This window comes from Rheinheimera aquimaris, from assembly GCF_020531985.1.
GTDB lineage: Bacteria > Pseudomonadota > Gammaproteobacteria > Enterobacterales > Alteromonadaceae > Alishewanella > Alishewanella aquimaris.
The window spans coordinates 173,510-193,058 of record NZ_JAJAVQ010000006.1 but is presented as its reverse complement, the minus strand read 5'-3'; the positions used below and the strand labels follow the sequence as shown (position 1 = coordinate 193,058).

The 19,549-nt window shown below is 49.7% G+C and carries 16 protein-coding genes and 1 riboswitch; of the genes, 7 read left to right on the top strand and 9 right to left on the bottom strand.

The features are described from left to right. On the top strand, positions 1–1,326 hold the full coding sequence (locus LHL18_RS17955) for a sigma-54-dependent transcriptional regulator (RefSeq protein WP_226768114.1): 1,326 nt from the start codon (positions 1–3) through the stop codon (positions 1,324–1,326). After that, positions 1,307–2,635, top strand: coding sequence for a sensor histidine kinase (locus LHL18_RS17950; RefSeq protein WP_226768113.1), 1,329 nt, complete (start codon positions 1,307–1,309; stop codon positions 2,633–2,635). Before LHL18_RS17955 ends, LHL18_RS17950 begins: the two co-directional genes overlap by 20 nt. Before the next feature lie 34 nt (positions 2,636–2,669). Here the strand turns inward: LHL18_RS17950 and LHL18_RS17945 are convergent, their stop codons facing one another. Beyond that, positions 2,670–2,990 (bottom strand): DUF1840 domain-containing protein, encoded by a 321-nt coding sequence (locus LHL18_RS17945; protein WP_226768112.1) that lies wholly within the window; start codon positions 2,988–2,990, stop codon positions 2,670–2,672. An 86-nt stretch (positions 2,991–3,076) separates the two neighbouring features. Between LHL18_RS17945 and glpK the strand changes: the two genes are divergently transcribed. The 3 genes from glpK to LHL18_RS17930 all read left to right on the top strand — a co-directional run bounded on the left by glpK (position 3,077) and on the right by LHL18_RS17930 (position 5,960). Continuing rightward, complete coding sequence (gene glpK / locus LHL18_RS17940; protein ID WP_226768111.1) at positions 3,077–4,570, top strand: glycerol kinase GlpK; 1,494 nt, start codon at positions 3,077–3,079, stop codon at positions 4,568–4,570. Positions 4,571–4,634: 64 nt separating this feature from the next. Beyond that, the gene (locus LHL18_RS17935) at positions 4,635–5,276 is read left to right on the top strand and encodes a pyroglutamyl-peptidase I family protein (RefSeq protein WP_226768110.1); all 642 of its coding nucleotides are present in this window, start codon (positions 4,635–4,637) and stop codon (positions 5,274–5,276) included. A gap of 85 nt (positions 5,277–5,361) precedes the next feature. Then, a riboswitch (cyclic di-GMP riboswitch) is annotated at positions 5,362–5,459 on the top strand. 129 nt (positions 5,460–5,588) lie between these two features. Beyond that, positions 5,589–5,960: a DUF3718 domain-containing protein gene (locus LHL18_RS17930; RefSeq protein ID WP_134055404.1), complete on the top strand. Its 372-nt coding sequence runs from the start codon at positions 5,589–5,591 to the stop codon at positions 5,958–5,960. Positions 5,961–6,018: 58 nt separating this feature from the next. Here LHL18_RS17930 and LHL18_RS17925 read toward each other — a convergent pair whose 3' ends face one another. The 3 genes from LHL18_RS17925 to LHL18_RS17915 are packed head-to-tail and all read right to left on the bottom strand — an operon-like array spanning position 6,019 to position 8,424. Then, positions 6,019–7,572, bottom strand: a complete 1,554-nt coding sequence (locus LHL18_RS17925) for a cation:proton antiporter family protein (protein WP_226768109.1) — start codon at positions 7,570–7,572, stop codon at positions 6,019–6,021. Positions 7,573–7,632: 60 nt separating this feature from the next. Then, the gene (locus LHL18_RS17920) at positions 7,633–8,184 is read right to left on the bottom strand and encodes an MgtC/SapB family protein (RefSeq protein ID WP_226768108.1); all 552 of its coding nucleotides are present in this window, start codon (positions 8,182–8,184) and stop codon (positions 7,633–7,635) included. A gap of 12 nt (positions 8,185–8,196) precedes the next feature. Further along, complete coding sequence (locus tag LHL18_RS17915; RefSeq protein WP_226768172.1) at positions 8,197–8,424, bottom strand: DUF1289 domain-containing protein; 228 nt, start codon at positions 8,422–8,424, stop codon at positions 8,197–8,199. Positions 8,425–8,592: 168 nt separating this feature from the next. Here LHL18_RS17915 and LHL18_RS17910 point away from each other — a divergent pair, with 168 nt between their 5' ends. Then, on the top strand, positions 8,593–11,790 hold the full coding sequence (locus LHL18_RS17910; RefSeq protein ID WP_226768107.1) for an amidohydrolase family protein: 3,198 nt from the start codon (positions 8,593–8,595) through the stop codon (positions 11,788–11,790). 374 nt (positions 11,791–12,164) lie between these two features. Here LHL18_RS17910 and LHL18_RS17905 read toward each other — a convergent pair whose 3' ends face one another. From LHL18_RS17905 to LHL18_RS17890, 4 genes are all read right to left on the bottom strand, one after another. Next, on the bottom strand, positions 12,165–13,613 hold the full coding sequence (locus LHL18_RS17905) for an FG-GAP repeat domain-containing protein (RefSeq protein ID WP_226768106.1): 1,449 nt from the start codon (positions 13,611–13,613) through the stop codon (positions 12,165–12,167). 175 nt (positions 13,614–13,788) lie between these two features. Next, positions 13,789–14,592: a DUF1338 domain-containing protein gene (locus tag LHL18_RS17900; RefSeq protein ID WP_226768105.1), complete on the bottom strand. Its 804-nt coding sequence runs from the start codon at positions 14,590–14,592 to the stop codon at positions 13,789–13,791. A gap of 44 nt (positions 14,593–14,636) precedes the next feature. After that, the gene (astA, locus tag LHL18_RS17895; RefSeq protein WP_226768104.1) at positions 14,637–15,665 is read right to left on the bottom strand and encodes an arginine N-succinyltransferase; all 1,029 of its coding nucleotides are present in this window, start codon (positions 15,663–15,665) and stop codon (positions 14,637–14,639) included. 3 nt (positions 15,666–15,668) lie between these two features. Then, positions 15,669–16,874, bottom strand: a complete 1,206-nt coding sequence (locus LHL18_RS17890) for an aspartate aminotransferase family protein (protein WP_226768103.1) — start codon at positions 16,872–16,874, stop codon at positions 15,669–15,671. Between LHL18_RS17890 and LHL18_RS17885 the strand changes: the two genes are divergently transcribed. After that, positions 16,827–17,468 carry an Lrp/AsnC family transcriptional regulator gene (locus tag LHL18_RS17885; protein WP_455566978.1) on the top strand — a complete coding sequence of 214 codons (642 nt, stop codon included), beginning with the start codon at positions 16,827–16,829 and terminating at the stop codon, positions 17,466–17,468. The genes LHL18_RS17890 and LHL18_RS17885 overlap by 48 nt on opposite strands. Before the next feature lies 1 nt (position 17,469). Here LHL18_RS17885 and LHL18_RS17880 read toward each other — a convergent pair whose 3' ends face one another. Next, positions 17,470–19,440 carry a bifunctional metallophosphatase/5'-nucleotidase gene (locus LHL18_RS17880; protein ID WP_226768102.1) on the bottom strand — a complete coding sequence of 657 codons (1,971 nt, stop codon included), beginning with the start codon at positions 19,438–19,440 and terminating at the stop codon, positions 17,470–17,472. Positions 19,441–19,549: the final 109 nt, after the last annotated feature.

Genomic DNA, 19,549 nt, shown 5'->3' with positions numbered 1-19,549 from the left:
ATGCTGAAAATACTGGTCATTGATGACAATCAGCCTATCTGCCAGGCCCTGCAGACCCTGTTTACGCTGCAGGGGTATCAGGTAGAGTGTGCCGGTACGCCAGAGCAAGCCTGGCAAATACTGGCTCAAAACAACACAGATCTCATTCTGCAGGATATGAATTTCAGTGCCGGCCAGATGCACGGTGACCAGGGTAAAGCCTTGTTTTACCAACTGCGCCAGCAGTACCCGGCCATTCCTGTTGTACTGATGACCGCCTGGACCCAGCTGGAAATGGTGGTCGAGCTGGTAAAAGCCGGCGCGACTGACTACATTGCCAAACCCTGGGATGATCAGCGGCTGCTGTTAACCGTAGCTAACGCACTGAAGTTAAAACAGTTAACTGAACAGCAGCGGCGCAATGAACAGCAACGCCTTGCCGCTTTTGCCGGTAAAGACTTATGCGGCCTGGTGTTTGCCAGCAGCCAGATGCAGCAGTTACTGCAAATGGCGTTGCAACTGGCACCGTCCAGTGCCAGCGTGTTAATCACCGGCCCCAACGGCGCAGGAAAAGAAGGCATCGCCAATGTGCTGCATGCCAACTCTGAACGCAAACATAAGCCTTTTATTAAGGTTAACATGGGCGCCCTGCCCGCCGATTTAATGGAAGCAGAGCTGTTTGGCGCCGAAGCGGGTGCCTACAGTGGCGCCAGCAAAACCCGTATCGGCCGCTTCGAGGCGGCAGATGGCGGCACCGTTTTCCTTGATGAAATTGGTAACCTGCCTTTAGCCGGCCAGGCTAAGCTGCTACGGGTATTACAAACCGGCGAATATGAGAGGTTGGGTTCCAGTGTGACGCGAAAAGCCGATATCCGGCTTATAAGCGCCACCAACGCTGACTTAACCCATGCCATCGCGCAAGGGCAATTCCGGCAAGACTTATACTACCGTATCAATGTCGTGCAGTTAGCGCTGCCGGCCCTGTGCGAACGTCCGGATGATATTCTGCCGCTGGCGCAGTTCTTTCTGTCCGGCAAAAAAAGTCTAAGCCGCGAGGCGTCACAGCTTTTGCAGCAGTATAGCTGGCCGGGCAATGTCCGTGAGCTGCAAAACGTCTGCCAACGCGCTTTACTGTTAAGTAGCGGCGCGGAAATACAAAGCGCCGATTTGGGGTTACCGGATACCGCTGCCAGCGCTAAACGCTCACTCGATGATATTGACCGCAATCAGTTAGAGCAGGCCTTACTGCAAGCCGGAGGCGTAGTATCGCGCGCCGCCAAACAGCTTGGCATCAGCCGTCAGGCACTGTACCGGCGTATGGAGCACTATGGCATTGAAACGCCCTGATCATGTTTTGCGTTTAACCAGACTGAGTAGTCAAAGCCGGCTTAATCTGCTGTGTGCTGCTCTGACCTTGTTGGCCCTGATATTACAACAGCAGTACCTGGGAACGGATATGTTGCTAAGTGCTGGCATCTGTGCGTTTTTTCTCGCGCTGGCAATACTGCAGCAGCGTGCTTTAGCGCCGCTGCACCGGGAAATTCAGGCGCTTATCCTGCATGCGCAAAATTTGCAGGACGGCAGTTTTAACACCAGTGCAAACCAGCTGCGGGTGCACGAGCTTAAGCCATTGGCTGATAGCCTTAACCAGATGTCGGCGCAATTACGCAGTGAGCGAGCTACACTGTACCAGCGCGAATTGCTATTGGATACAGTACTGCAAAGCAGCCCCACCGCCCTGCTGTTGACCGACGCAGCCGATACGGTACTGATGAGTAATCCTGCAGCACGGCGTTTATTGCATCAGGGCAAAGCCTTCGATGGCAGTAAGCTGTTCAGCGTGGCGACAGACAAACCCGAACTGCATAAGGCACTGACAGGCCGTCAGCAAGGGCTGATCAGGTTAGATAATGCCGAGCAAAGCGTCTGGCATTTATCGGTCAGCCAGTTTCAGCTTAACCAAAAACTACACTGGCTGTATTTATTAAAACCGCTAACCCGCGAAATTCAGCGCGAAGAGTTAAATGCCTGGAAAAAACTGCTGCGTGTTATCGGCCATGAGTTAAACAACACGCTGGCGCCTTTGTCATCGCTGGCTTTTTCCGGTAAAGCCATGGCCGATAAGCAGCATCTGGCCGCGTTAAGTCAGCTGTTTGACACCATAAGTGAGCGCTGCCTGCATTTGAATCAGTTTGTACAAGCCTACATTCAGTTTGCAAAGTTGCCGGCGCCTAAACTGGCACCGGTGAACTGGCCACGCTTAATCAACCAGTTACAGGACCAATACGATTTTGAGCTGCTCGGACAACTGCCAGTGCTGCAGTGGCAGGCCGATCCCCAGCAATTGACTCAGCTGTTGCTGAACATACTGAAAAACGCCCATGAATCAGGCTCAGCACCTGAGCAAATCAGTTTGCGTTTGCTTGAGCAAAATACGGCGTTAACGCTTTGTGTTCAGGATGGCGGCGGCGGTATCCCGGACGATGTACTGCAACATGTGCTGGTACCGTTTTATACCAGCAAAACCACCGGCTCCGGTATTGGCCTGACGTTGTGCCGCGATATTATTGAAGCGCACGGCGGCACGATCAGTTTACGTAACAATGCCGGCGGGCTGTTGGTTAGCCTGACGCTGCCGCGCCATGACGGCTTTTAGCCAAGCCTGCAGCGCGCAGCAAGAAAGCTGAGTGTCACTCCCAGGATACCGGACACTGCTTTTTCTGAGCCTTCTGCAGCATCTCCAGCAAAGGTATAGCGCGGGTATTGAGGCTGATGTATTTTTTGCCATCAGAGCTGGCCTGCCCTTCTTCTTGCTGCTGCACTTTGACTTTTTCTTGTTCAGCTATCTCTGCCAGGCCTTGCTGCAACTGTTGCAGCGCTGCTGGCACATCTTCGGCATACAGTGCTGAGGGCACTTTGTCGTCACGGCCCATCAAATTAAGCAGCTTTAAGGCGGCATCTTTGAAATAAATCAAATCGCCGCTGGCTTTGGATTTAAAGGTTACAATCATACTGTCTCCATTTGTTGGCATAGGCTTTAGCCTGTTTTACTGCTAGGCTGCACAATAACTTAAGCATAACGCTAAATGCATCTGTCATGGCCAAATATATACTTTCAATTGATCAGGGTACCACCTCCAGCCGCGCTATTCTTTACAATAAAGCGCTACAGGTTATCGCCTGCCAGCAGCAAGAACTGCCGCTTAACTACCCTAAGCCGGGCTGGGTAGAGCAAGACCCTGAACAAATCTGGCAGACGGTATACCACTGTATCATCGCCGTTTTGCATCAAGCCGGTATCAACGCATCAGACGTTGCCGGTATTGGCATCACCAACCAGCGCGAAACCACTTTGCTGTGGCACAGAGCAACCGGTAAAGTGCTGTACCCTGCCATAGTCTGGCAGGACAGACGCAGCAGCAAACAGTGCCAGCAACTAAAAGATCAGGGCTTGGATACACTACTACAGCAAAAAACCGGTTTGCTGGCTGACCCCTATTTCTCTGCTACTAAGCTAGCCTGGCTACTACAGCATGTCGCAGGCGCGAAGCAGCAAGCAGAAAACGCTGAGCTGTGTTTTGGGACTGTAGATAGTTACCTGCTGTGGCAACTGACCGGCGGCAAAGTACATGCCACAGATGCCAGCAACGCCAGCCGCACGTTACTGTTCAATATTCACAGCCAGTGCTGGGATGATGAGCTGCTTAAGCTATTTGATATTCCCGCAACGTTATTGCCAGAGGTAAAAGATAATGCTGGCCTGTTCGGCCTGACCGACAGCAAACTGTTTGGCGCCGCTATCCCGGTGCTGAGTATGATAGGTGATCAGCAAGCCGCGCTGCTTGGTCAGGCCTGTGTTAGTGCCGGTATGAGCAAAAGCACTTATGGTACCGGTTGCTTTGCCGTGGTAAACACCGGCGAGAACATCATTAGCAGCCAGCATAAGTTATTAACGACTGTTGCCTGGCGGCTAAACGGCAACTGCACCTATGCGCTGGAAGGCAGCATTTTTATGGCCGGTGCCACTGTGCAATGGCTGCGTGATAAGCTGGGGGTTATTCAACAAGCCAGTGAGACAGAAGCCCTGGCAGAGCAAAGCCATTATCAGCAAACTGAGCTGCTGATCCCCGCTTTCACTGGCCTTGGCACACCCTACTGGCAACCGGAGATCAAAGCCGCTTTGTTTGGCATGACCCGGGATACCGGCCGCGCTGAGCTTGCTGCGGCAGCACTTTGTAGCGTGGCGTATCAAAGCCGCGATCTTCTTACGGCCATCGCTCAGGATGGTATAACAGTGGACAGCCTGCGTGTTGATGGTGGCATGACGGCCAACCGCTGGTATTTACAGGCGCTGTCTGATTTGACTCAAACCGAGATTACCCGCTGCCACACCACAGACGCTACGGCATTGGGTGCGGCCTTTTTAGCGGCGCTGCAATTGGGGTACTTCAGCTGTTTGAATAATATTGAGCAGATTTGGCAGGCTGGCTGGCAATTTCAGCCTCAGCTGCCAGCCATTACAGCTGACGGTCTGTACCGGCGCTGGCAGCGCGCTGTAGTGGCACTGACCACGCTTGATCTGTCAGTCTGAAGCACGCTGTAGTAAGCTAAACCGCAGTGAGCTTTTCAAGGATAAAGTAAAGGAGTACTGCAGCATGCGCAGCATATTGATTGCCGTGATTGATAATCCGGGCCCGCAAACTGGTACTGAGCTGTATCAACAGTTGCTTAGTCTGGCTGACTGGCAAGTCGCAAAAGATTGCCAGGTCCAGGTTGAACATTTGCCCTGTGTGTTCAAGCAAAGTCTGACGGCACTGGAACAGCTAATTACTAACTGTAAACCGGCCTATTTATTGCTGATTAATCAGTGCCGCTCGAAGGTTGATATTCAAGTTGAAAAAGTAGCACTGAATATTAATGACGCCAGCGAGCCAGATAACAATCAGCAGCAACCCAGAGACAGCCTGACGGCTCAGCACGGGCCGGCAGCCTATTTCAGCAACCTGCCGCTCAGTGCTATTGTCGATGCACTGCAAAACCATGCTTTACCTGCCCGGTTGTCATACAGCGCCGGTACCTTTGTCGCCAACCACCTGTTTTACGGTTTAATGCATTATATAAAGCATCAAAATACCAGCCTGCATGGCGGCCTGATACAGGTACCTTTGACACCGGCGCAAGCCTGCAAATTCCCTGGAGCCGCCAGCATGAGCACCAGCCTGGTGCTGGAGGCCATAAAACTGACAATCAGTATCAGCCTGGCCCACAGTGACAGTATGTTGCGCTCTACCGGCTAACAGGTATAACCAGTTAAATTTAAAAATAATTTCAATTCAGTCAAAATTAAGCTTGCATAAAAAATAGCCGTTAATTAGAATGCGCACGCTCGAAAGGCAAGTCATCCGAAAGGGTGTACACGCAAAGCTTCAGGTCTAAGGTTACTGCCGTTAAGCAGTATCTACGATAGCTGGGCTGCCGTCGCAAATGCGATGTGTATTCTGCTCTGTCAGAGTTACTCGACATGCTGCATGTCCTTTCGTAGTAAGCACTTCAGATGACTGAAACTGCTTAATTAATGATTGTGAACTAACTCATTTTGGAGCAAGACTATGAAAGCCAAACTAATCTCTTTAGCTACTGTTATCGCAGCCACTTCATTTATCAGCACTCCAGTTGCAGCTGACGATCAGCTGGCGCAATCAATCTGTTCTTATGTTGCTGCTGACAGCAAAAACAACCTGCGTAAAACACTGTCTGATAACCGCTTACGCTTACGCAACGTGTACGACGGTGTAGTTTGTGATGGTTTACCACTGATCCGCCACGCAATTAAATATAACGCCGCTGACACTGCAGGCTTTATCATCAGCCAGTTACCAGGTAGCCAGATTGCCGCTTCAGGCGATATCGAGTGGGCAACCAGCAATGGTTTCGGCTCATCACCAATTATCGCTGCTATCAAAGAGCGTAGCGCAAGCTAATTGGAATACTAAATTCATAAAAATAAGGCGCCTTCAGGCGCCTTATTTTTTTGTCAGGTTATTTCCCCACTACGCCAAAGCAATGCTGTTTAACGTGCTCAGCGATACCAACCCCAGCTTCTGACATTGTCAGGTATGTCTGGTCAGCACCGGCAGCAATGATGTCACGCGCTTCATCGTCGTGCATGCTGTGCGAGACAATAAAGCCTTTAAAGCCAGCATTTCGCAGTTTTTTGGCTGCAATCATCTTGGCTTCGACGTCATTCATACTGAGAATAACGGCTTCAACATCGCCAAAATGCAGATCCTGCCAGAACACCTGATCTTCAGCATCAGCATAGAAAATATTGATCCCCTTGCGCTGATGCTCCCGCACTTTTGCCGGATCTGAATCCATCGCAATGATTTTACGGTTGTTCTTCAGGTAATTATAAGCCGCACTGCCGGTGCGCCCCATGCCCATAATCAGCACCTGCGCGTCGCCAAGCGATACCGGCTGTTCATCCGGATGGTGGATATTACGCTCAAATTTCAGCAGCCAGTTACACAGTCTGTCGTACAGCGGGTGTGCCATCCGGTTCAACGGCGCAGAAATTACAAAAGAGATTGCCACTGTCAGTGCCAGCGGAATGAGCCACTCTGGCAGCACAACACTGGCGACAATCAAGCCAAACTCACTGTAGTTTGTCAGGCTGATACTGGTTAAAAACGCGCTGCGGGCACGCAATTTAAACAGGATAAGCAGCAGAAAAAACAGCAGCGCTTTTAACGGTAACAACAGAGACATAACACCGGCAAATAACCAGGCATTGGCATCCGGTAAGCCATCTATACCAATCTGCAGGAAAAACCCGACCAGAAAAAACTCTTTAATACTCCAAAGTGACTTAGACAACTCACCCGCCCGCGGATGCTTAGCCAGCATGGCACCAAATACCAGCGCCCCCAGCTCTGAACTTAGCCCTACCAGCTCAAAGCCCTGACCGCCAATCACCAGCGCCAACATCAAGCCAAACAGGATCAGCAAGTCTTCGTGGCCACTGGCGTCGAGCAGTTTATAAAGTAATGGCCGAAGCAGTGGCAGCGCAAATACCAGCAAGGCCCACGGTGACGGCGTAGTACCATTGGCAAGGCTCATCACCAGCAGCGCCAGTAAATCCTGCATAATCAGAATACCGATAGCGACACGGCCATGAAACGCCCGTATTTCGCGCTTCCCTTCCAGCACTTTTGCCGCCAGCACTGTACTGGAAAATGCCAGAGCGACGGCCAGCATCAGCGCCTGATACCAACTGACATCAAAAATAAACAGCACTGCCGGTAATGTCAGTACGATGGATAACACAAAATGCAAGGTGCTGCCGCCCAGGACTTCAGGTTTGCCTAGGCTGCGTACATTAAGCTTTAAGCCTACGGTAAACAGCAGCAGTAAGACGCCAAGATGGGCAACGTGATGAATAATAGACGGGCCTTCGGGTGGCAGGTTAAGGTCGGATGCCGTTGCTGAAATGACAAAACCTGCCAGCAGATAGCCAACTAATGGCGGCAAACCGATGGCTCGCACCACCAACCCCAGAGAAAATGCAAACCCTATCCAGACTGCCTCAAGCATCAAATAGCCTCTTATTTATTATATTATTCAGCATACTAGCCTAACTTAATGGCACAGATATTAATGTGGATCATCAATATCCGCTCTGGCCGTGGGAATGTCATCTTTACGCCGGCCAAACAAGCTGCCGTTTGAGCGGTGTAACCATTCGTTATAGGTACGATGTACCCCACGGCGCATCGCTGACGACGAGTTCTCCAGTATATCGATACCAACCAGCACAGCTACCACCAACAACGATAATTTAATTGCCACCAGATCCTGACCAATACCGATACAAACGCCAACCGCAGCCAATACCCAGATAGTGGCAGCGGATGTCACCCCTAGCACCATACCATCGCGGGCCAGCATAACGCCGGCGCCAAGAAAGCCTACACCGGTAATTACCTGGCCAATAATGCGCGAAGGGTCTGTCATGTTGCTGTTAACAGACATAGATGCAGCGATAAATACGTAAGTACCCATAACAATCAAAATAGAGGTACGGATACCGGCAGGCTTACCCCGCAGCTGGCGCTCCAGCCCGATGATAAAGCCACAAACCAGCGCCGTTCCCAGCTCATGCCAGGAGAAAGGTTTTACATCCAGTATCATTTGCCAATCCAGCATAGGCTTTCCTTATCAGCGCACAGGCTTTTGTGATTTAGCTGCCTGCCATTCAGCCTGGGTTATCGGGTACGTTTCGCCCTCAACAATGCTTTGAAATGCAGCAACCTGCTTTCTTTTAGCAACCTTATGTAATATAGCGGCATTTTCTTCATCTGTGCGTTTGTTCCAGTCAACTATTTCTGCAATGTGACGCAAACAACCCACACAATATTTATCATTATTCAACCGGCAAGATGCCACACAAGGTGATTCTATCACTTGCTCCCCTCCAGAATTTATCGGCTTTTGCCAGAGTTCTGACGCAAGCTCACAGCCAACGGCTTAACACAGGCCCGAGTTTATGTCACTCTGAGGCGGTAGCAAACTAACAATCATAACAAAACAGCATAAAAATACGGGAACCTTCAGATGAAATCACTCTCCTCCACACTATGGACGCCATCAGTGCTGGCGCTGGCTATCAGCAGTTTCTTTTTGCAGGCAGAAACAGCAACAGATAAAGAACAGACCTGGGATGTAAACGCCCCTCAGGGACAGTTTGAAACAGTTGATATTAAGGTGTCTAAAGGCAGCTGGATGAATATCGCATTGAGTCCCGATGGCAAAACCCTGGCGTTTGATTTACTGGGCGACATTTACACCATGCCCGTTACGGGGGGGACAGCGACACTGCTGACAAAAGATATCGGTTGGCAGATGCAACCGGCATTTAGCCCGGATGGTCAATATATCGCCTACACCAGCGATGAGGGCGGCGGTGATAATATCTGGATTATGCGCGCTGATGGCAGCGAACCGCGTGCAGTTACCAATGAAACCTTTCGTTTATTAAACAGCCCGGCGTGGAGCCCAGACGGCGAGTTTATCGTCGCCCGCAAACATTTTACCGCCAGCAGATCATTAGGTGCCGGTGAAATCTGGCAATACCATAAAACCGGCGGCAATGGCATCATGCTGACCGCCCGGGAAAATGACCAGAAAGATTTAGGCGAACCGGCATTCTCACCCGACGGTAAGTACATTTATTTTTCTCAGGATGACACGCCAGGTAAAACCTTTCATTACAGCAAAGATTCAGAAAGCGGTATCTACAAAATAAAACGCTTTGAACGTGAAACCGGTAAGTGGGAAACGATACTTGATGGCGCAGGTGGCGCTATCCGGCCAACACCATCCCCCGATGGTAAATACCTGGCCTATATCCGCCGGGTAGATTTTCAAAGCACACTGTTTTTATATGATTTAACCAGTGGCGAGCATATTAAACTTTACGACGGTCTGGACCGTGATATGCAGGAAACCTGGGCCATTCACGGTGTATACCCGACGCTGAGCTGGACACCGGACAACAAAGCGCTGTTATTTTGGGCCGGTGGAGAAATAAAACAACTCACTGTCGCGGATAAGACACTGGCAACCATCCCCTTTGTGGTAGAAAACAGCAAACAGATACAAACTGCGGTGCAGGTTAAGCAGAATATCGATAACGATCAGGTTAAAACAAAAATGCTGCGCTTTGTGCAAGTGTCTCCTGATGGAAAACAAGCGGTATTCACCGCTTTGGGGCACTTATACATTACCGATGTTGATGAGCCGAACCCGAAGCGTCTGACAAAGCAAAGCACAGACTTTGAGTTCTATCCGCAGTTTTCCCGCGATGGCAAACAGCTGGTCTATGTCAGTTGGAACGATAATGAGCAAGGCGCGGTAAATCTGCTTAATTTACGCAACGGCAGGGTAACCAAACTGACTGATGAACCGGGTAAATATGTCGAACCGGTATTCAGCCCGGACGGTAAAACCGTGGTATACCGTAAAGCCGGCGCCGGCAGTTTACTGCCACGGCAATGGTCTTTACATACCGGTTTATACAAAATCAGCAGTAAAGGCGGGAAACCAGAGCTTATCAGTCAGACTGGCCGCAGCCCTATGTTCGGTGCCGGCAATGAAACGGTTTATGCCATGCATAACAACCCTGCCCCAAGCTTACTGCGTATAGATTTGACCAAACATACTCAGCAAACCTTGTACACGGCAAAGTTTGGCACCGAGTTTAAACTCTCCCCTGACGGTAGATACCTGGCCTTTGCCGACAGATTTAAAGTGTTTGTAACGCCGTTTACTGAACGTGGCAAGGCCATTGATATCAGTGGGACTGACAAGCAGTTCCCGGTTAAACAACTGTCTGTGCGTGCAGGCGAATATATCAGCTGGAGCGGCGACAACCGTAATTTATACTGGAGCCTGGGGCCCGAGTTATATCATGCCAGCATTGATGGCTTGTTTGACTTTAGCGACAACACTGATTTTGCCGCCAAAGACGGTGTCGATTTAAGCTTTAGCGTACCGGCAGACTTTCCACGCGGTAGTGTTGCCTTTGTCGGCGGGCAAGTTATTACGATGAAAGGTGACGAAATCATTCAGGACGGTGTGGTACTGGTTGAAAACAATAAAATTAAAGCGGTAGGAAAACGCAGTGATGTTGCCGTACCGGTTAATGCAAAAGTATTTGATATCACAGGTAAAACCATTATGCCGGGCCTGTTTGATGCCCACGCTCATGGCAGCCAGGGCAGCAACCAGATTACGCCACAGCAAAACTGGCAAAATTATGCCTCGCTGGCTTTTGGTGTGACAGCCATTCATGACCCTTCTAACGATACCCGTGAAGTATTCTCTGCCAGCGAAATGCAACAGGCTGGCATGATTGCAGCGCCACGTATTTTCTCCACCGGTACTATTTTATATGGTGCGGAAGGTGCCGGTTACACTTCTCATATCGACAGCCTGGAAGACGCGAAATTTCATCTGCAACGCTTACAAAAAGCAGGAGCATTTAGCGTAAAAAGCTATAACCAGCCGCGGCGTAATCAGCGCCAGCAAGTGATACAGGCGGCGCGTGAGCTGAATATGCTGGTGGTACCCGAAGGTGGCTCGTTGATGCAACATAACCTGACGATGATCGTGGATGGCCATACCACCATTGAGCATGCGTTACCGGCGGCTAAAGTGTATGACGATGTTAAACAACTGTGGCAGGCCAGCAACACAGCCTATACTCCTACGCTGGTCGTCGCCTATGGTGGGATCTGGGGTGAAAATTACTGGTACGACAAAACAGAAGTCTGGAAACACCCCAAAATGCGCACCTATGTTCCAATGGATGAATTAGCACCACGTAGCATGCGCCGGCCTACAGCACCTCAGCATCACTACAATCATTTTTCTGTTGCCAAAACAGCAAAAGAGCTGAGTGATATCGGTGTAGTAACCAACATCGGTGCGCACGGCCAACGTGAAGGTTTAGGCGCTCATTGGGAGATCTGGATGTTTGCTCAGGGTGGGATGAGCCCGTTAGAAGCGCTGAAAACCGCCACCATTAACCCGGCAAAAACCTTCGGTATGGACCATCAGCTCGGCAGCCTGGAAGCTGGCAAGCTGGCCGATCTTATCGTGATTGACGGCAATCCGCTGGACGATATCCGCGTCAGCGATAAAGTACAATTCACTATGGTCAATGGCCGCCTGTACGACGCGAACACCCTGAACGAAATAGGCTTGCGTGAGCGTAAACGGGCAAAATTTGAGTTCGAACCCCGTCTGTAATGCCAGACTGTGCCCGTCAGCCGACGGGCACAGTGCTTTTTGTTTAACAATACACAATTAAAAATCAACCTTTTTACCTATTGAGCCGACAAAACAAATCACTTATCTTGGCATGCCTTATTTAAAACCAACTAAGAGGTTGTTTTGCGTTACATTATTATTATATTTGCATTACTTACAGTTTCAGCCTGCGCAGGCAAAAGTAGTACACCACAGAAAAACAATAATTCAGCCACTTCGGGATCAACTCAGGTATCAGGTAATACAGATGATGTCTCCGACGAGCAAATTATTTGTCGGCTGGAAAAGGAAATAGGCTCAAATAAAAGAGTACGTACCTGCCGTAAGGTATCAGGCACCTAGCGTCGGACAACTCAGTTATTTAATAACAAACGCAATGCATTACGCACATCCTGTTCGTCCTGATTGTCAAATGGCAAAATAATATCGTCTTTGCCATTGCCAGTCAGGTCGGCCACTTTCACCCGGCGGGCATCGCGTGGCAGTGCGTAATCAAACGACTTACCATGCCGGCTGAATAAGCGTTTATCTTCCTGCGAGTAAAGTTTAAGGGTGTCTTGCCCATCTCCTACCAATAAGCTTTTTTTACCGCTACCATCAATATCCGCCAACTCAAACAGCGGCATATCAAAGCGAAAGTTACCGATACTGACATCTATGGTGGCCTGCTGGCGAAAATCGGCTTTAGATGGGTATTGCCGCTCAGCATTTAATAAAAAGAAATCGATATCCAGATTTGCGCTGCCGCGCAGCAATACCCGTATCAGCGTACCTACCCCGAAATGAGTGCTTGGTATGTAAAAGTCCTGCCGGCCATCACCGTTAATATCATCGATATTGACCTCAATAGGGGAAGTTTCCGTTGTTAACTGAGTATCTGGTTCGGCAGCGAACATCAGCCCTTTAGCAGTATGTTTGCCAAAATACACCCGAAAGGCGTTATTGCGCTCCAGCGCATCTGCCAGTTGCTCGCGGTTGACGACTAAATCCACTATGCCGTCGCCATCAATATCCGTTATCTCACGCAGCGAATCGATAAACTGGCCATTGTAACTGCGGCCGGCGTCATTACGCTGGTCAGCTTCTTGCTCTGTAGACAATGCTACCGGCCAATCCATCACGGTTGCTGTGGTAGCAAAACGGCCATCAGGTTGCTGCATAAACACATGAAACTTCCCCTGCCAGACAAACAGCAAGTCGGTATTACCATCCCGATTCGCGTCTATCAAATAGTGCTTTCTGGGTTTATAGTCCGGTTCTGCCCGCCAGCTTTGCACCAGTGCCGGAATTTGCAGTGCATAATGCACAAAGCTGCCGTCATTCTGCTGACGATACAGATGTGTATACTGAAAGTCCGGCACAATAAAATCACTCAGTCCTGAACCCAGTTCCACCACAAATTCTGCTTCGCGCAGCCGGTTCTGATCCAGCACACGATATATCGACTCTGCCGTCACCAGCCGCTGTGCCTCAGAGGCATCTGCATTTAACCGACTGATGCCTCCTATACCCATAAACACCAGTTGCGGTTTATCGAACCCGGCTAGCGTAGCCTGATTAAAAAACTGGGCGTCATCGGGTATCGGCAGTTGCCTGGCAGTGAAATCTTTCAGCTCAACCATACTCAGCCAACGGGCAAACTGACTAAAACCAGACACTGCCAGCTGTTGTGTTGCTTTCAGATGAACAATATCGCCATTGGCAGGATGGGCTAACGGCACAGTTTTTAGCTCCATACCGGCTACAGCTGTGGTATTTAACGCTACAGTAAAAAGCAAAAAATAGCGGCTAAGTCGGTTCACCGTTAGATACTTCCTGTTATCTGTCAATATTTTATGGTCAGAGCAATATTTAGTCAGAAAGTTGCGCTGTGGATCAAGTTCCTGAGGCATTATTATCTGTAAGCAACTATTAATCCGTTAGTTAAAATGCAAAAAAGCCGGCATTAAGCCGGCTTTTTACACACTAACATTTCAATTAGCGTGCATTGGTGCTTTCAAAAATCTTATCGGCAGAAGCCGCAACAAAACCAGTGTATAGTACGCCGTTTGCCAGCGGGTAGCGCCGGGCAAACTCATAGAAACAACTTGGAATTGTCGCCACAGTATCGCTAAATTGCACCGGGTGTAAATCGGCCAGTGTCGATGACTGCTCCAGATAGACCTCTGGCGTGCCTTTAATTTCGCCGCCAGACGTATTTAGCAGGAAGCCAGCGTCTTTCAGTGCAGTATTTACTTGCTCTAACGTGTCGAAACTGTGCAAGTCGTTCACACTTACCGTAAAGTGGTTCGCGCGATAGCCCCAGGCCGAAACCCAGGCTGCATATTCACTTTCTGCCAGTAATTTTTCGTAAGTAGCCTGGCTGACCTGCCAGTGTGTGCCACTGTATAAAAAGTTATCTGCCGTTACCGCTTCTGCCGGGATCTGCTCTACTAAAGCGGTAATGGTGTCGCGTAAATAAGCCGAACATTTATCCAGCAACAGCTCAGAGATAAATACTTTTGGCAGGCTGCGATCAGGGTGTTCATAGTGTTTGGCGTATAACTTCTTCGCTTCAAAGTGATACTCGCCACACTCTTCATAACCCAGCGCGATAAAGTGCGCAGCCAGCTTCTCCAGCCCGACTTTTTCCAGGTTAAAGGTACGCAGCGCAATGTGATCGTTTATCACATCATCCTGCTGTGAACTGCCCAGTAAGCGGTGTACGTTCTTGGCAGAAGGAGTGACCGCTACATAATTTTGCCACAGATTGGCAAATAATTCTTTTACATCAGTATGCATTATTAATCCGCCTTAACGTTTACCAAATTAACTTGCAGGCCTTCTCAGGCCTTATCCAGAATAATAAATCTTGCCAGGTCGCCATCGTGCAGCTGCAAGGTATCGGCAAACTCTGCACTTAGCAATAACACGCCCTGATCTGCATCAAACTTTGCCGCTTTTCCAAAGCTGGCCCTAAACTGCTGCAATGCCGTGTTGGCAACGGCCAATGTTTGCTCTCCCTGAACATCGGCAATTTTTACCGGCACCTTCTTACTTGCCGCAACCGACTTAATCTGACTTAACCTGGCTTCTACCGTTGGCCCGGCGTCAAACAGGTCAATATAGCCACGGTGAATAAAGCCTTCACTCTCCAGCATTTTAAGCGCTGGTTTTGTATTCTGATGCACCTGCCCTATCACATCTTGCGCCCCCTGCGGCAGTAAGCCAACATAGATAGGATGACGCGGCATCAGCTCGGCAATAAAGGCCTTCTTACCAATACCGATAAGATGATCAGCCGTAGGAAAACCAATCGTCAGAAACAGTTGCTGCAGCCAGTGCCAGAAAGGTGGCTGGCCGTTGCTATCAGCAGCGCCGCGCATTTCAGCAATAACACGGTCACTAAAACGCTGCGGGTGTTCCGCCATAAACAAAAACCGTACTTTTGATAAAAAGCGCCCGGCATGGTTACGCCGGTAACTTTCCCGCAAAAATAAAGTACAAATTTCAGACGCGCCGGTGTAATCGTTACACAGCGTCAGTGTTTTCAGCTGATTAAACACATTCAGTTCAGCACTGTGGTGAATAACCGTATTTTGCTGAAAGTGATACAGCGGCGTGCTGGTACCTACTGCCGCTTCAATACCGGTAGTACCGACTATCTCACCACTGGCAGTGTCTTCCAGTACAAACAGATAGCCCTGATCTCCCGGCGCTGTCACATCAGCGGCAAAGCTATGCTCTGCATGGGTAATTTTCTGCTTCAACCGGTCATCATTTACCGGCAGCGAGGTAAAACCCGCACCGGACTCAACTGCGATGTGTTTTAGCGCAGCAAAATCAGCTGCGGTGATCGGCCGGATCACTAACATAATTTAGCCCTTTACCACGCTGGCAACCGCCTGCTCAAAACGCGCCAGGCCAGCTTCAATATCTGCATCCGGGATCACCAGTGACGGCGCAAAGCGCACTACATTGGTACCGGCAACCAGCGCCATCAGGCCCTCTTCTGCCGACGCCAGCATGATATCGCGCGCTTTACCCGCATAATCACTGTTTAATACCGCGCCAATCAATAAGCCTGCACCACGGATTTCGCTGAATACATGGTACTTTTCATTAATTTTGTTCAGGCCGTCTTTAAACAGTTGAGCCTTGGCTTTAACACCGCTAAGCACTGCCGGTGTATTCACGGTATTGACTGCAGCCAGCGCTACGGCACAGGCCAGCGGGTTACCGCCATAGGTAGAACCATGGGTCCCCACGACCAGATGCTTAGCGATCTCAGTAGTCGTTAACATAGCGCCAATCGGAAAACCACCACCCAAGGCTTTAGCCGTCGTCAAAATGTCTGGCGTGACGCCATAACCCATATACGCATACAGCTCGCCGGTACGGCCGACGCCGGTTTGTACTTCATCAAAAATCAGCAGCGCGTTGTGTGCATCGCACAGCTCGCGCACACCTTTGATAAACTCTTTCGACGCTGGCATCACACCGCCTTCACCTTGCACCGGCTCAACCATTACCGCACAGGTGTTGTCGTTAATCAGCGCTTTTAAGCTATCCAGATTGTTAAACTCTGCATGCACAATAGCATCTGGTTTCGGGCCAAAGCCGTCAGAGTAAGCGGGCTGACCACCCACTGTTACTGTAAAGAAAGTACGGCCATGGAAGCCTTGTTTAAAGGCGATGATCTGGTTTTTCTGCTCGCCATATTTGTCTTTCGCATAGCGACGTGCCAGTTTCAGTGCAGCTTCGTTTGACTCTGCGCCCGAGTTAGCAAAATACACTTTCTCAGCAAAAGTGGCATCGACCAGTGCTTTGGCTAACAGCAATGCTGGCTCATTGGTCATTACATTAGATAAATGCCACAGTTTGTCGGCCTGATCTTTTAATGCAGACACCAGCGCCGGATGACAATGGCCTAAACAGTTAACCGCAATACCACCGGCGAAATCGATAAACTCATTACCTTGCTGATCCCATACGCGTGAACCTTCGCCTTTGACCGGAATAATTTTCGACGGCGCATAGTTAGGTACCATAACTTCATCAAACAAACTTCTTGTTACCTGCATAAAAACCTCACTGTTGCTATAGAAAACACCGCCTGTTCTCAATTCTACTGGTGGCGGTACGCTGTAATAGTTGCTTTATTATATTGCCGACGGCCGTCACATTGCAGTATCATTATCAGCAATATAACAAGCCAACATTGCAATTTAACGGAATCAATTAGCAAAATGATAAGCAAGGAAGATGAAAAACTATTAGCCGTATTAAAGCACAATGCCAGAGCCAGTATTTCAGACCTGGCCAGAATGCTGGATCTGTCCCGTTCTACGGTGCAAACCCGTATTGCCAAGCTTGAGCACAGTGGCATTATCAAAGGGTATTCGGTAGATTATGGTGATGACTATCTGGCATCACTGGTATCGGCCCATGTCAGCATAAAGGTTCGGCAAAAGCTGACGGCTAAAACCAATATCGAACTAAAACAAATCCCGCAAGTGTCGGCGCTGTATGCGATCAGTGGTGAGTATGATTTGATTGCGATAGTGCAGGCTCAGAGCACAGAGCAGCTGAGCCACATACTGGATGACATTGGTAACCTTGACGGCGTTGAGCGCACTAACTCTTCAGTGATACTGGAAACGAAATTTAAACGTTAACTCAGCGCAGTAACGTCACCGTTGGCTGGCGTGGTTGCGAAAGCAGCGACGGTGTGGCTTTCAGGTAATCAATAACAGCCCGGGCGGCGACCTTGCAATCGGCGCCCTGTGCATCACAAGGAAGTTTGCCGATATCATTGTAGACTGCGCTAAACGACGTTGCACCGCTGCTGTCCATTGTGGCCGTCACTTTATTTACGCTAAATACCGCCGGTTGACCGTGCTGTAATATAATATCCCGCCGGTCGCTGCTATGTTGCTGTATTTGCTGCAACACCTGCCAGCCATCGTTACCATCAGCCAGGTATTGCGTTGTTGCCATCGTATAGACATGTTCCGGCTGAATATTCTGCCACTTTCCATCACGCCAAAACTGCAGCTGACTAAGCTCAGCTTTACCTGCCGCCACTTCTGATGCGATATAGCGCAGCTTGCCGGTGTACGGGAACTTACCGCTGTGCGCACCGGGTACTAACGTGGCACTGATCGTCTCTGTCAGCAGCTTTTCAAGCTGTGCGCCACTGATACTGATGACGCTGAGCGGCGTATTAAATGGCAACACATCAAGCCGCACATGGCCCTCATACACATTCCCAGCTTCAATAGCTGAGCGGATATTGCCCGCACCGATCAGCGCAAAATCGACGTTTTGGCCCGAAACTGCCCTGACATCACTACGATTAAGCCAATATACCATCGCATCGGCAACAAGCCCTGCCAGTTCGGAACCATGGTTCGAGCTACCGCCACTACCAGGCAACCTGACATGATTAATTTTGCGTTCGGCAACGGCAATTTGCTCACCATAAGCACGGCTGACCGCCGGTTTGTACTTAGTGTCCAACAGCTGACGCAATGAGGCGTCTTCTGCCACTATCGCCGTGCGTGGCAAAGCCGCAACATACTGCTCTGTGTTGTGCTGTTTACGGCCGGTAAAGCGGCTTTGCTCGTTGCGCTGTGCTGAGGAAAAATAATCCCGGCTGGCAAGTAAAGTGTTCTGACCATTGCAACGGATTAATTGTCCGGCGTTGTTAAAACTTAGCTGCGCCTGTCCTATCGCCTGAGCAAACTGTCCGGCCTGCACCACACAGGTTCTGCCCTGTCCGTCAGGGTTAATCACCAGCTCGGCATAAGGTCGCTGCTGCCCCAGGCCCCAGTGACGGAAATCGCCAAGCAAACTATGCGAATGGCCGCCAACGATAGCATCAATGCCGTTCACAGCCGAGGCAACCGCTAAGTCGCGTTGATGGCCAAGGTGCGTCAGCGCAATGATGTGTTTAACACCTTGCGCAGTTAACATATCGACAGCTCGCTGCGCAGAGTGGATCTCATTATGAAACACCAGCGCACCGGTTTCCGGAGCAATTGCCCGCATATCTTCAAGTGCTAAACCAAAAACAGCTACCAGCTCGCGCCCCTTGGCCTCGGCTATGTCAGCAATAGCATGCAGTTGGTGTTGTTCCACAACAAATAATGCATAAGGCTTTATGTTTTTACTGCCAGCCAAAGCCGGCTCTTCTGCCGTATCAACGTTGGCCGCCAGTAACGGAAAGTTAACCTTACCGATAAAATCTGACAGCTTCGCCAAGCCAATATCGAACTCATGGTTGCCAAGTGCCATAGCGTCAATATGCATACGGTTTAACACATCAATATTAATGCGCTGCTCAAACAGCTCAAAATAAGCGCTGCCTTTAAACGCATCCCCACCGTGTAAAAACAATGCCGGGATCTTATCCTGCACAGAACGCTGCTTAAGCTGCTGTGCCTGCGTCAAAATACGCGGGTGCCCGCCGATAAAAGTGTAAACCGGCTCGCCATCCTGCATCACGCTGGCCGGGCTGGCATCAAAATGGGAATGGGTGTCGTTAATATGAATAATATTCAATGTCAGAGCGTTCTCTGACGGCGGCTGTGTTGCACATCCCACTGAAAAGAAAACAGAAATACTTAAAAGGCTCAGTATACGCACAACAGCGATTCCTTAACGACAATAACAACTGCGCTTCAAAAGCCGCTACCTTAAGTGCAATTTGTCGCAAGCTCAAGTGAAAATCACGTGACAAGACTTGTTAAACAGA

Bases quoted from the DNA above. Each gene is read 5' to 3' on its own strand.
- LHL18_RS17955 (WP_226768114.1), top strand. From the start codon at position 1: ATGCTGAAAATACTGGTCATTGATGACAATCAGCCTATCTGCCAGGCC.
- LHL18_RS17950 (WP_226768113.1), top strand. From the start codon at position 1,307: ATGGCATTGAAACGCCCTGATCATGTTTTGCGTTTAACCAGACTGAGT.
- LHL18_RS17945 (WP_226768112.1), bottom strand. From the start codon at position 2,990: ATGATTGTAACCTTTAAATCCAAAGCCAGCGGCGATTTGATTTATTTC.
- glpK (WP_226768111.1), top strand. From the start codon at position 3,077: ATGGCCAAATATATACTTTCAATTGATCAGGGTACCACCTCCAGCCGC.
- LHL18_RS17935 (WP_226768110.1), top strand. From the start codon at position 4,635: ATGCGCAGCATATTGATTGCCGTGATTGATAATCCGGGCCCGCAAACT.
- LHL18_RS17930 (WP_134055404.1), top strand. From the start codon at position 5,589: ATGAAAGCCAAACTAATCTCTTTAGCTACTGTTATCGCAGCCACTTCA.
- LHL18_RS17925 (WP_226768109.1), bottom strand. From the start codon at position 7,572: ATGCTTGAGGCAGTCTGGATAGGGTTTGCATTTTCTCTGGGGTTGGTG.
- LHL18_RS17920 (WP_226768108.1), bottom strand. From the start codon at position 8,184: ATGCTGGATTGGCAAATGATACTGGATGTAAAACCTTTCTCCTGGCAT.
- LHL18_RS17910 (WP_226768107.1), top strand. From the start codon at position 8,593: ATGAAATCACTCTCCTCCACACTATGGACGCCATCAGTGCTGGCGCTG.
- LHL18_RS17900 (WP_226768105.1), bottom strand. From the start codon at position 14,592: ATGCATACTGATGTAAAAGAATTATTTGCCAATCTGTGGCAAAATTAT.
- astA (WP_226768104.1), bottom strand. From the start codon at position 15,665: ATGTTAGTGATCCGGCCGATCACCGCAGCTGATTTTGCTGCGCTAAAA.
- LHL18_RS17890 (WP_226768103.1), bottom strand. From the start codon at position 16,874: ATGCAGGTAACAAGAAGTTTGTTTGATGAAGTTATGGTACCTAACTAT.